This window comes from Pseudoalteromonas undina, from assembly GCF_000238275.3.
GTDB lineage: Bacteria > Pseudomonadota > Gammaproteobacteria > Enterobacterales > Alteromonadaceae > Pseudoalteromonas > Pseudoalteromonas undina.
Genome location: NZ_AHCF03000003.1, coordinates 2084354 through 2096839, shown reverse-complemented (window position 1 = coordinate 2096839; position 12486 = coordinate 2084354). Strand labels below are relative to the sequence as shown.

General features: G+C 40.0%; 10 protein-coding genes. 6 read left to right on the top strand and 4 right to left on the bottom strand.

What is annotated here, in order from left to right:
* Nucleotides 1-81: 81 nt before the first annotated feature.
* The gene (locus PUND_RS13320; RefSeq protein ID WP_008111843.1) at nucleotides 82-687 is read right to left on the bottom strand and encodes a TIGR04211 family SH3 domain-containing protein; all 606 of its coding nucleotides are present in this window, start codon (nucleotides 685-687) and stop codon (nucleotides 82-84) included.
* Nucleotides 688-899: 212 nt separating this feature from the next.
* On the opposite strand from PUND_RS13320, the gene PUND_RS13315 reads away from it, so the two are divergent.
* Both PUND_RS13315 and PUND_RS13310 read left to right on the top strand, forming a co-directional pair.
* Entirely contained in the window at nucleotides 900-2420 is a 1521-nt protein-coding gene (locus PUND_RS13315; RefSeq protein ID WP_008111845.1) for a CYTH and CHAD domain-containing protein, read from the top strand.
* Nucleotides 2420-3112 carry an START domain-containing protein gene (locus PUND_RS13310; protein WP_041709063.1) on the top strand — a complete coding sequence of 231 codons (693 nt, stop codon included), beginning with the start codon at nucleotides 2420-2422 and terminating at the stop codon, nucleotides 3110-3112. Before PUND_RS13315 ends, PUND_RS13310 begins: the two co-directional genes overlap by 1 nt.
* A gap of 46 nt (nucleotides 3113-3158) precedes the next feature.
* Here PUND_RS13310 and PUND_RS13305 read toward each other — a convergent pair whose 3' ends face one another.
* Nucleotides 3159-4676 carry a S10 family peptidase gene (locus PUND_RS13305; RefSeq protein ID WP_010391067.1) on the bottom strand — a complete coding sequence of 506 codons (1518 nt, stop codon included), beginning with the start codon at nucleotides 4674-4676 and terminating at the stop codon, nucleotides 3159-3161.
* A gap of 305 nt (nucleotides 4677-4981) precedes the next feature.
* Between PUND_RS13305 and PUND_RS13300 the strand changes: the two genes are divergently transcribed.
* From PUND_RS13300 to mrcB, 4 genes are all read left to right on the top strand, one after another.
* A complete protein-coding gene (locus PUND_RS13300; protein WP_010391069.1) occupies nucleotides 4982-5764 on the top strand; it encodes a response regulator in 783 nt (260 codons plus the stop codon).
* 257 nt (nucleotides 5765-6021) lie between these two features.
* Entirely contained in the window at nucleotides 6022-6360 is a 339-nt protein-coding gene (locus PUND_RS13295) for a P-II family nitrogen regulator (RefSeq protein WP_010391070.1), read from the top strand.
* 9 nt (nucleotides 6361-6369) lie between these two features.
* Nucleotides 6370-7599 (top strand): ammonium transporter, encoded by a 1230-nt coding sequence (locus tag PUND_RS13290; protein ID WP_010391071.1) that lies wholly within the window; start codon nucleotides 6370-6372, stop codon nucleotides 7597-7599.
* Between the two features lie 140 nt (nucleotides 7600-7739).
* Nucleotides 7740-10073, top strand: a complete 2334-nt coding sequence (gene mrcB, locus PUND_RS13285; RefSeq protein WP_010391072.1) for a penicillin-binding protein 1B — start codon at nucleotides 7740-7742, stop codon at nucleotides 10071-10073.
* A 65-nt stretch (nucleotides 10074-10138) separates the two neighbouring features.
* On the opposite strand, the gene hemL is transcribed toward mrcB, so the two are convergent.
* The gene (gene hemL / locus PUND_RS13280) at nucleotides 10139-11419 is read right to left on the bottom strand and encodes a glutamate-1-semialdehyde 2,1-aminomutase (RefSeq protein ID WP_010391073.1); all 1281 of its coding nucleotides are present in this window, start codon (nucleotides 11417-11419) and stop codon (nucleotides 10139-10141) included.
* A 38-nt stretch (nucleotides 11420-11457) separates the two neighbouring features.
* Nucleotides 11458-12474 carry an aspartate carbamoyltransferase gene (locus PUND_RS13275; protein WP_010391075.1) on the bottom strand — a complete coding sequence of 339 codons (1017 nt, stop codon included), beginning with the start codon at nucleotides 12472-12474 and terminating at the stop codon, nucleotides 11458-11460.
* Nucleotides 12475-12486: the final 12 nt, after the last annotated feature.

Genomic DNA, 12486 nt, shown 5'->3' with positions numbered 1-12486 from the left:
ATATTCTTTTAAAAAAAACACAGCAGGCATAAAAAAAGCATCATATGATGCTTTTTTTATGCCTGCTGTATTAAGTTAAGCTTATGCCCAACCTTCATAGCGTTTTCTGCGTGATAACACGATAGTTAAGATAATTCCTAAGAACAAACCTAAAAATGCAATGGCTCCACCGTAAGTAAGTAACTGGCGTTTTTCTTTAGCACTGGTTGCTTGTTTTAGCTGTTGTTCTTGAGAAAGCTCACCTTGTAACTGACTAATTTGTGCTAATAGTTGCGCGTTTTGTTCGGTTAACTGTGCGTTTTGCTCTTGCAGCTCAGGTAACTCAACTTGCGCTTGACGAAGTCTATTTTGCATAGTGCTTATTTCATTATTGAGGGCTTGGTATTGTTGTTTTAAACCAGCTGATTCACTAATGAATTTAGCTTCTACCCAGCCTTCACGATCTTTATCATCTTTAACTTTTATAAAACCATTTTGTTCATCAGATAATAAAGTGAGTTGCGTACCTGCATCTATTGAACCAAGTAAACGATAGTCTTTACTGGCACCTGAGCGCATGAAAGTATACAAATTATCGATTATATAAGCTGTTTTAGCATTAGTCGGCGACGTTGATTGAGCTTCCTCTGCTTGGCTCATAAACGGGGCGGCTGTTAAAAGCAGCCATAGTAAACAGTGTTTTAGCATTTATCTACCTTGTTAATCTAGCAGTGTCCGTTGTGAACGTGATTTTTATTTCGCATAAGTATATAGATAGTATGGATTTAATAGTTTAATAGCAAGACAGATATTGTAACCAGAGCATTTTGCTTGTGTGTTTATGACTAAAAAATTTGCAATATAGGGCTGCTTTGTTTATTTTGAGCACTTATTAATTTTAAGGGTAATCCGCAAGCCTAATGGATACTGAGATAGAACTGAAATTTTTGGTATCAGATGACGTCATTCCACTGATCCCCTCACTAATTACTCAATTTGCAAAAACAGTCACAAACAAACCTTCTAAAAGTTTGCAAAATGCTTATTATGATACACCAAGCAGAGAGTTAAGAGCACTCGATATTGGCTTTAGAACGCGTTGTACAGACGAGCGCTGTGAGCAAACAATTAAGCTAGCTGGAGAAGTGGTAGGGGGCTTACATCAGCGCCCAGAGTACAATCTTCCAATAGAAACAAACCGGCCAAATCTAATGGCGTTTGATTCATCAATTTGGCCTCACGGTATGCAAATTGATGCCATATCACAAAATCTATTCCCTATTTTTAGTACTAATTTTATTCGCCGTACGTGGTTAATAGAAACCCCAAATGGTGCCAAAATTGAAGTGGTATTAGATAAAGGTGAAATTGCTGCGTCAGGTAAGGTAGAAATCATCAGCGAGCTTGAAATCGAGCTGGTTGAAGGTAGTCGTGAGGAGCTATTTGCTTTTGCAGATATATTAGTGAGCCAAAACAGCATTCGTTTAGGGCTCTATTCAAAAGCAGCAAGAGGCTACCGCCTTGCGGATGACACGCCGCTTCAACCAAGTAAATCAATCGGCTTTGTGAAACTTAATAAGCAAGCCACTCAAGAGCAAGCCCTTATTGAAGCTATGGGGTTTGGTATTCGCTTTGTGCAAAAACACGAGCAATGCTATTTCGATAAGCCAAGTTTAAAAACATTAAAACGTGTAACCGACGGCATTAGTTTAATTAGACACAACTTTTGGTTGTTTGACGATATTGTTAGTAAAGAAAGTACCGAGCAACTCAGAACAGAACTCAAGTGGCTATTAAGTGAGTTAGCATGGGTTGAAAATGCAATTCAGTTAAAAACTTATACCTCTAAGCGCCATGCTTTTTATAAAAAAATAAATAGCGCCCCAGCGTTAACGCAAGTTATTAACGATTTAAAAGAGTTACAGCCGAGCATTGACGATATTTTTTCGCTTTTTCATAGTGCACGCTACAACCGTTTATTGCTGAGCTTAACCACATGGTTAATAAACAAGCAGTGGCGTAAAGATTGGAGCCAAGCAGAGCTTCAAAATGCAGAGCAACCTATCGTAGATATTGCTCACCGCCTATTTGATAAAGATTGGAAAAACTTACATCGCTTACTGCCTAAAGAGCAAAGCTTAGCAGGCAATGATTACTTAAACTTCCGCACTCAATTAGAAAATAGTTTACTCAGTGGTAACTGTTTAGGGGCACTGTTTAATAAAGATGAGCGATTAGAGTTTAGGCTTCCTTGGTTGGATATTTCTCATGGGATGTATGAGTTAAGCACGCTTGATTATTTAAAACAGCTATGTGGCGGGCAAGAGGATGCTCAATTGGCAAAAATACAACTATGGTTAGAGCAAAAATCTGACTTTTTAGTCAGTGCCATGGAGCAAAGTCGACACGCCTCATTTGATACAGAACCTTATTGGCTTTAATGGCTAAGCACTTTTGTAGCCGGACTTTGCTGCAAAAGTGCATGATTTTTTCACTTTTGTGTTTTGCTACCTATGTGTGTTCACAGCCATCTTGGCAACTTTACGAAAGTAAACAAGGGGTAAGTGTTTATTTTCAGCGTTTAACTGACGATACCTTAAAAATGAAAGCTGAAACGGTGGTTAACAATGTCACCGCAGAGGATTTAGTTGCTTTACTTAGTGATACCGATACAGCCCCTAGCTGGATAGAAAACATTACTAAGGTCACGTTACTCAAAAGTTTAAGCCCTTCAGAAAACTTAGTTTACAGTTATATTGATAGCCCGTGGCCTGTTAGCAATAGAGATGTGATTACTTATTCGTGCTATACAAGGGTGAGTTCGTTGCAAACGCAGCTTAGTATTCACGCGCGCCCAGATTTTTTACCTAAAACTAAAGGGGCAATAAGAATAAGCACCTTAGATGCAATGTGGCTGTTAACTCAACAGGCGAAAAATTTGCACATTAGTTATCAGGTATATGCGTTACCAGGCGGTAAGATACCCACGTGGTTAAATAATCGGATCGCCCTAAAAAGTAACCTTAAGACGCTAATAAATCTTGCTGAAATACTCACTACTAAGCAGTACATAGCAAAGCCAACCGTTATTCGCACCGGTAATTGCACACATACCGAACCGCCGCAGTTATAAGCAAAAAAGTGACCTAAGAGGTCACTTTTTAGTGGGTAAAAGCTAATTAGTATTTAGCGGATTCACCGTCTTTGGGTAAAGACTGATTTATAAACTCGCGTAAATCGTTATTAGAGCTTTCTAAATCTGCGTGGCGTAGATACATCATATGGCCACTGCGGTAGCCTTTAAAGCTTAATCTATCTTGCATTTTACCACTTGGATCTAATTGCCACATAGTATATTTGGCATCAAAGTAATTGGTTGCACCGTCAAAGTAGCCCGCCTGAACCATTACATTTAAATAAGGGTTTTGAGCCATGGCTAAGCGTAAATTTTCACCGGTATTATTTCCGCTTCTATCCCATGGGTGAACGTTACCAAATAAGTTATATTTGATATCGGTTTTGTAATTAAGCTCTTCACGAAGATAATAGTTAATTGCAGGAGTGAAAGAGTGCAGCCATGATGTAAGCTCTGCCCAGTAATCTGGTGACTCACCAGCATCGCGTTTATCTATGCCTAAATAGCGCGAATCCAGTCGACCAACCATTTGTCCGCGTTCACGCAATAACTCTTTCCAAAAAAACTGTGTTGGAATATCTAAATTGTTTTGACTAACAAATGTTTCAGATAAACCCGCATATTCAGCCATTTTTTTAATAATACGACGTTTTTCTTCAGGCGCAATAAAGCCGCCTTTTGCAAGCGCAGGAATAAGCTCATTAACGGTAAACTGTTCAACTTCCAGTAATAGCTCGTCTAAATCTTTTGCTTGTAAATCGGCGTTTAATGCTTTGTGGTACCATGCAGTAGCTGCAAAGTAAGGTAGGCGGTTAGCTGCTTTTACTGGTCCGTCGCGTTTAATACCGATATCGGTAGGAGATACGAGTACAACACCGTTAATGTACATCCACTGACTATTTTGCAGCTCATGCGCTAAACCCGATACACGAGTAGTACCATAGCTTTCACCAATTAAAAACTTTGGAGAGCGCCAACGTTCATTTCGAGATACAAAAGTATTAAGCCATTCTGCGAGGTACTTTATATCGGCATTAACGCCAAAAAATAGCTCTTTTTGTTTATCTTTGGGTAAAAGGTTACCGTCTTTATCTTCTACAACACGTGAATAACCTGTATTTACAGGATTTACATAAACGATATCCGCTACATCTAAAACCGAATAAGGGTTATCTTTTACACCATAAGGTTGAATTGGGTAGCCTTCGTCGTCAATTTTTAAAACACGAGGGCCGGTGTAAGCTAAATGCATCCAAACTGATGCTGAACCAGGGCCACCATTAAATGAAATAAGTAATGGACGCTTTGTTCTATCATCTACTTTATCGCGGGTGTAGTAAGTGTATTGAAGGGTTGCAATGGCATCACCCTTGTTATCCCATACTGGCTGTGTGCCTGTTGCTACCGTATAAGAAAATCGTTCGTTATTTATTTTTGCTTTGTGCTGAGTAACTACTTTACTGTCGATATCAATACGGCGTTGATTATCGGCAAACGTTGCACTCGAAAATGTAAGTGCAATAGCGGCAATGGGTAAAAATAGACTTCGACTAAATTTCATAACTAACCCTTTTTGTTTTATGTACTGCAGTTATAGCGATATTTGAGTAAAAAACAAAAGTATTGAGACTAGCTGCCGATAATAATCGTTGAGTTTATGTAATTAAGATTAATCTCAACATAGCAAACGGGCGAAATATACTTGATGTGTATGCCATACTGTAAGTTTAAGGCGATTAAAAAATTTAATTATTAATTAAGTTTTTTAGGTTATTGGTCGCTTTAATTGTTTTTAAATGGATGCTTGAGAGTGATTTATTTTTAGGTTTATTACCATAAAGGGTGAACGTAAATGAAAGGGAGTTTATGCAACGGGTTTTAATTGTTGAAGATAATATAAGGGTACAACAGGTACTCAAACATATTGCTGCTCATTATCTTGATGTGCGGGTTGATTTCGCTCAGTCACTTACTCAATGTAAAAAGTTACTAAATCAAACTAGTTACTCGCTCGCGTTAGTTGATTTATCTGTTGGTGGTCAAATCGATACTGATATAACTCGCTTTACACTGTCGCAAGGTATCCCTACGTTGGTGATGACAACGCAAACAGATGAACATACACGTTTAAAAATGCTGGAATTAGGTATTATCGATTACGTCATTAAAGATAATCGCGACTCTTATCTTTACGCCATAAAATTTGTAGCACAGTTATTGCGTAACCAGGGGCGCAAAGCGCTGGTTGTAGATAATTCCTTATTGAGCAGTAGCTTGGTTAAGCAAATGCTCGAAAAACAATTGTTTGACGTCATTACTGTTGATAATAGTGCGCAAGCTCTTCATATACTTGAGCATGATCAGGCTATCAACTTAGTGATCACTGACCATAACTTATCAGGTATGAATGGTTTTGAATTAATTAGAGCTATTCGTAATATTAAAAGCCGTGAGCAATTGGCCATTATTGGTTTAGCTGATGTATATAGTTATGGCGTTGCTGCACGATTTATTAAATCAGGTGCGAATGACTTTTTAACTAAACCCTTCACCCATGAAGAGTTTCACTTTCGAGTGGTGCAAACTATGGAGTCAATATGGCTAAGTGATGCTAAAAAACCGGCTTTGTCTTTCGATGCGACAGAGTAACTTTAATCTTAAATACATTATCAATGTGTATTTGGCGAGAGTGTAACGATTAGTTAAAGACGATTATTTGCGTATTTATCGACTCGCACCAATTCTGTATTTTGCTTAAAAAAAGCGCACCTAAATGGTGCGCTTTTTTGTTTTTTATATTATTTAATTTAATAACCCTCTGTTTTTATTTGTAATTTAAAGGTGGCACAAAGGTTGGATTGCATAGAGCAAATACAATAACAAGCTAGTGTCCTAAGGGGGCCTTTGTGAAAATGATCAGTGCAATAATAAAGCCATTCAAACTAGATGATGTGCGTGAAGCACTCGCTGATTTAGGCATCGAAGGAATGACCGTGGTTGACGTTAAGGGGTTTGGACGTCAAAGAGGTCATACAGAGTTATACCGTGGTGCAGAGTACCAAGTTGACTTTATACCTAAAATTAAACTTGAAATTGCCACTCGTAGTGAAAATTGCCAACGCGTTGTAGAAACCATTACCAAAGTTGCTGGAACGGGCAAAATTGGTGACGGCAAAATTTTTGTTTACGACTTAGATCAAATTGTCCGTATTCGTACTGGCGAACTTGATGATGATGCTATTTAAGGGGGCAACATGGAAAATACAATTATAGAGCTGAAGTTTTCGCTCGATACGTTTTACTTTTTAATCTCTGGCATCCTAGTTATGTGGATGGCAGCTGGTTTTGCAATGTTAGAAGCAGGTTTAGTGCGCTCAAAAAATACCACAGAAATTCTAACTAAAAATATCGCACTTTATTCTATCGCTTGTACTATGTTTTTGTTGGTCGGTTACAACATTATGTATGTAGACAACGTTGAAGGCGGAATAATTCCTTCATTTGGTGGCCTAATAGGTAGTCAAGCGGCAGACGCCGATCATTCACTAGAGTCTGATTTTTTCTTCCAAGTAGTATTTGTTGCAACGGCTATGTCTATTGTATCTGGCGCCGTAGCGGAGCGTATGAAGTTATGGGCTTTCTTAGTGTTTACAGTAGTACTTACAGGATTAATTTACCCAATTGAAGGTTACTGGACATGGGGTGGCGGCTTCCTATCTGAATTAGGCTTTGTTGATTTTGCAGGTTCTGCCATTGTCCATGCAACCGGTGCAGCTGCAGCGCTTGCGGGTGTAATTCTACTGGGTGCACGTAAAGGTAAATATGGTAAAAATGGTGAAATTTACCCAATTCCAGGTTCAAACTTGCCACTTGCTACATTGGGTACATTTATTTTATGGATGGGTTGGTTTGGCTTTAACGGTGGATCACAGTTATTAATTTCAGATAAAGAAAATGCAACTGCAGTAGGTCAAATACTACTTAACACCAATGCTGCTGCAGCTATGGGTGCAATATCAGCCTTGTTCTTATGTAAATTATTATGGGGTAAGGCAGATTTAACCATGGTACTTAATGGCGCACTTGCAGGCTTAGTGGTTATTACTGCAGATCCATTATCACCATCACCATTAATGGCGTGTTTATATGGCCTACTAGGTGGATCTTTGGTTGTACTAAGCATTGTGGCACTTGATAAAGTGAAAATTGACGACCCTGTAGGTGCCATCTCTGTGCATGGTGTATGTGGCATATTAGGTGTGGTATTAGTGCCGGTTACTAATGCCGAGGCTAACCTTGTGGCACAGTTAATTGGTTTACTATGTATCATTGGCTTTGTGTATATCGCTTCATTCATTGTTTGGGCAGTCTTAAAACAAACCATGGGTATTCGTGTTACCGAAGAGGAAGAGCTAAACGGTATGGATCAACATGATTGTGGTATTGATGCTTACCCAGAATTTGTTTCAGTAAGAAGTAATTAAAAGTAAAAGTATTGTGTGTTCAATCAAAGCCCTACTCAGTTAGGGCTTTTTTGATTTCAGGAAGGGTTAATTTTTCAGGTGTTAGAGTAATGTGATAAGCTCCTCGCGTTAAATCAACCTTTGGAATGTATTACACTTAAATGGCTGAAAAAAAGAAAACACCGACCAGTAAATCCTCGACTAAGCGTGCTACTAAGTCATCTAAAACATCAGCGCGAAAAAGTGCTGCAAAAAAAACCGCAAGTTCGGCTAAACGGCCATTTTTAAAAACTTTGTTTTCTATTTTTTGGAAACTGAGTCTGGCGACTTTCATCGCTGTAGCACTTTACTTTATTTATCTTGATGCAAAAATCACCCGCCAATTTGAAGGCAACAAATGGCAACTTCCAGCCCAAGTGTATGCGCGTTCAATGACGTTTTTTCCTGGGCAGTTTTTATCTGAGCAAGAAGTTTTATGGGAGCTTAAACGTTTAAATTACACGGCAGTTAATCGCTTGAGCCGCACAGGGCAATATATTAAAACAGCTAATAGTATTAAGATTTTTCGTCGTGATTTTGAATTTTATGATGGTTTAGAAAATGCTCATGTAATTGAATTACGTTTCTCTGGGGAAAAGGTTGCCAGTATTAAGGATAAATTTGGTCGTCGCTTAAACACTGCCAGATTAGAGCCTGTACAAATAGCCCGTATAGGTAATGACTCAAAACAAGACCGCGAATTTGTGCCATTAGATAAATTTCCAGACATGCTTAAGAATGCTTTGTTAGTGGTCGAAGACCGCGATTTTTATGATCACCACGGGGTATCGGTATTTTCTATTTTACGGGCTTTATATACCAATATTCGCGCAGGAAGAACCGTGCAAGGGGGCAGCACACTGACGCAACAGCTAGCTAAAAATATTTACCTTACCCGTGAACGTTCATTAGTACGTAAAATCAATGAAGCTTTTATTGCGCTTATTCTTGATTATCGTTATTCAAAAGATCAGATTCTCGAAGCCTATTTAAACGAAGTCTACCTAGGTCAGTCTTATAACCAAGGAGTACATGGGATGGGGCTGGCTGCTGAGTTTTACTTTGCAAAACCCGTTGATGAACTTGAGTACGACCAAATTGCTCTGCTGGTGGCCATGGTTAAAGGCCCTTCTTATTATAACCCTAGACGTTATAAAGAACGTGCTATGGAGCGTCGTGACTTAGTGCTGCGTTTAATGGTCGATAACAAACTTATTTCCACTAAAGAGTATCGATCCTCGTTAAAGCGCGCAATTGATATTGCGCCAATGAAAGCCAGCTTACAAAAGTCTTACCCAGGTTACTTGGAGTTGGTTAATCGCGAGTTGAAACAGCTGCTACCTGATCAAGAAGTATTAGATGCAGGGGTGCGCGTATTTACCTACTTCGACTTGCAAAAACAAACCGCAATGGAAGAATCGATTAAGGCCAGTTTACCTTATTTGGAAAGGCGTCCAAATACCAAAGAATTAGAAGCGGCGATGATCTCCGTTAATGTTGAAAAAGCTGGTGTATCAGCGTTAGTCTCTGGACGTGATGTGCGCTATTCAGGCTTTAACCGCGTACTTGATACCAAGCGCAATATTGGCTCATTAGTTAAACCGGCAGTGTATTTAAGTGCACTGCAGCTTCCTCATTATAATTTAGCGACGTTGCTTGATGATTCACCCGTGCAAGTCACCAATGAAGAGGGAAAAGTATGGCAGCCAGAAAACTTTGATCATCAATATCGAGGTGCCGTGCCTCTTTATAAAGCATTCAGCCACAGCATTAATATTCCGGCAGTTAACTTAGGGCTTGATGTTGGGGTTGATAAAGTTGCTAATACACTCAGAGGACTAGGTGCTAAAGGCCATATTAATGAATATCCGTCGCTGCTATTAGGGGCTATTGAAATGTCGAGTTTTGAAGTGGCTCAGCTTTATACCACAATTGCTGCTGATGGCGAATACAGAGAGCTGACGTCTATCTCGGCATTAACCGACTCTGTTGGTAAAGTACTTTATAAGCATAAAGTGAGTAACGAACAACGCTTTGATAAAGATGCCATGTACATGACCAAATACGCTATGAAGCGAGTAACTAAAGATGGCACCGCTAAACGCTTAAATTTACATTTTCCGTCGATTCAGCTCGCAGGAAAAACAGGTACCAGTAACGAATTACGCGACAGCTGGTTTGCTGGGTTTGATCAAAATACAGTGACGGTTGCATGGTTAGGTCGTGATGATAATAAAAGTACTGGCTTAACCGGCAGTGTCGGCGCGCTTGAAACCTATATTCGTTATTTAAAACCCTTAAACCCGCAAGCAATTGCCGATACCCGTCCACCTTCAATTCGGTGGGCATTTGTAAACGAGCAAACCGGGAAGCAAGCACCACCAGGGTGTGGCAAAGTGATTCAATTACCGCTTAGGGCCAGTGAGTTTAAACCAAGGCCCCAATGTATTCGCTAAGTAATAAAAACAAAAAAAGCCCGAAAGGGCTTTTTTTATGGGTAAGCGATCTTATGAGCTAAACGTTATAGTTTAGCAAAAGCGCGCTCTGCCGCTTCAATCGTTGCCTGAACTTCTTGCTCTGTATGCGCAGCACAAACAAAACCAGCTTCAAACGCTGAAGGCGCTAAATAAACACCTTCTTCAAGCATTAAGTGGAAGAACTTTTTAAAGCGCTCTAAATCACATTCAGTAGCTTGTTGGTAAGTAGTTACTTTTTCTGCATCAGTAAAGAAAAAGCCATACATGCCGCCAGCGTAGTTAGTAGTTAAGGCAATACCTACTTTTTTAGCTGCGGCTTCAAAGCCTTCACAAATCGCTTTACTAATGGCTTCTAGTTTTTCGTGAACGCCAGGTGCACTAAGTAACTCAAGTGATTTTAAACCTGCAGCCATCGCAATTGGATTTCCTGACAGTGTACCTGCTTGATAAACAGGGCCTACAGGGGCTATGTAATCCATAATCTCTGTTTTACCACCAAATGCGCCAACTGGCATGCCACCACCAATTACTTTACCTAAACAGGTTAGGTCTGGCTTGATGTTGTAATAAGCTTGAGCGCCACCAAGGGCTACACGAAAACCTGTCATTACTTCGTCAAAAATAAGCACAGATTGGTACTGATCACAGACTTCACGCAGTCCTTCTAAAAAGCCAGGTACTGGTGGGATACAGTTCATGTTACCTGCAACTGGCTCAACAATAATACACGCGATTTCATCGGCGTATTTAGCAAAAACTGCTTTCACTTCTTCAATATTGTTAAACGAAACCGTAAGGGTGTGCTTAGCTAAATCTTCAGGAATGCCTGGAGAGTTAGGTACACCCATAGTTAATGCACCAGAGCCGGCTTTTACTAGCAGTGAATCTGCATGGCCGTGGTAACAACCCTCAAACTTTAAAATTTTGTCACGACCAGTAAAACCACGAGCTAAGCGAATTGCACTCATTGTTGCTTCAGTACCTGAGCTTACCATACGTACTTTTTCGATAGATGGGACTAGCTCTTTAACTTTTTCAGCCATTAAAATTTCAGCTTCGGTAGGTGCACCGTAGCTTAAACCATTTTCTACCGCATCATGCACTGCTTGTTTTATTTCAGGGTGATTGTGGCCCATAATCATTGGGCCCCAAGAGCCCACATAATCAATGTAACGGTTGCCATCAGCATCAAATGTAAACGCGCCCTGTGCTTTAGTAATAAACAGCGGAGTACCACCTACACCATTAAAAGCACGCACTGGTGAATTTACGCCACCAGGAATAGAGTCTTGAGCTCGTTTAAATAAGTCTTGGCTAATTGTCATGAAAAATCCTATTGTTTTATCACTTTAAAATTAAAAGCTTAGCTATCGCGTTTGCGGCTAAACCAAGGAACGTCTACTTCATACTGCTCGACTTTGTTTTCTACGCCGAGGGTTAAAGCAAACAGCGCCATACGAATAAGTACGCCATTTTGTACTTGGCGGAATATTGCTAGATTGTCGTTAGCATTTAAGTCGTTATCAAGTTCGTTTGCCTCTAAACGGCTATCGCGAGGAAGCGGGTGCATTAACACCGAGTTCGGTTTGCAATGGGAATTGTAAATAGACTGGCTAATTCTAAATCCACCACGGTATTTATTAGCTTCCTCTTGAGACGGAAAACGCTCTTCTTGAATGCGTGTTTGATAAACAATATCGGCCGCTAAGTTACCTTCCATTTTATCAACCAGTTCAATTTTATGTCCTGCATTTTCAACGGCAGATAAAATTGAGTCAGGCATTTGCAAGCCATAAGGGGCAACCATTGAAAAGCGAATGTTTTTGTAATGACATAGTAGCTTTGATAGCGAGTGAACGGTTCGGCCATATTTTAAATCGCCGACTAGCGCAATGTGCATACCATCAATATTTTGATCGAAGCGGCTAAGTTCACGCTCAATGGTTAATAAATCAAGCAGTGCTTGAGTAGGGTGCTCATTGGGTCCATCGCCACCGTTTATTACTGGTACGCTGCAACCTGTTGCAAATTCAGCTACCGAGCCTGAGTCTGGATGGCGCATTGCAACCGCATCAGCATAGGCTGAAATAACACGTGCGGTATCATATAGTGACTCGCCCTTAGCAAGCGCAGAGCTTTGCATACCGGTGGTTTCACGAACCAGTCCACCGAGTAAGTTAAACGCAGTGCCAAAACTAACACGAGTACGCGTACTAGGTTCAAAAAATAGATTCGCTAAAATAGCGCCTTCAAGCACATTGGTACGCTTTTGTTTTTTTGCGTATGGCTCCATTTTTTTTGCTACAGCAAATATGCGTTCAATACAGTCTCGATCGAGTTGATTAACAGAGAGTATATTTTCACCTTGGAAACTGAACATGGGGTTATTCCT

What these genes read in the sequence shown, in the direction of transcription:
- PUND_RS13320 (WP_008111843.1), bottom strand. Translation starts at nt 687, where the DNA reads ATGCTAAAACACTGTTTACTATGGCTGCTTTTAACAGCCGCCCCGTTT.
- PUND_RS13315 (WP_008111845.1), top strand. Translation starts at nt 900, where the DNA reads ATGGATACTGAGATAGAACTGAAATTTTTGGTATCAGATGACGTCATT.
- PUND_RS13310 (WP_041709063.1), top strand. Translation starts at nt 2,420, where the DNA reads ATGGCTAAGCACTTTTGTAGCCGGACTTTGCTGCAAAAGTGCATGATT.
- PUND_RS13305 (WP_010391067.1), bottom strand. Translation starts at nt 4,676, where the DNA reads ATGAAATTTAGTCGAAGTCTATTTTTACCCATTGCCGCTATTGCACTT.
- PUND_RS13300 (WP_010391069.1), top strand. Translation starts at nt 4,982, where the DNA reads ATGCAACGGGTTTTAATTGTTGAAGATAATATAAGGGTACAACAGGTA.
- PUND_RS13290 (WP_010391071.1), top strand. Translation starts at nt 6,370, where the DNA reads ATGGAAAATACAATTATAGAGCTGAAGTTTTCGCTCGATACGTTTTAC.
- mrcB (WP_010391072.1), top strand. Translation starts at nt 7,740, where the DNA reads ATGGCTGAAAAAAAGAAAACACCGACCAGTAAATCCTCGACTAAGCGT.
- hemL (WP_010391073.1), bottom strand. Translation starts at nt 11,419, where the DNA reads ATGACAATTAGCCAAGACTTATTTAAACGAGCTCAAGACTCTATTCCT.
- PUND_RS13275 (WP_010391075.1), bottom strand. Translation starts at nt 12,474, where the DNA reads ATGTTCAGTTTCCAAGGTGAAAATATACTCTCTGTTAATCAACTCGAT.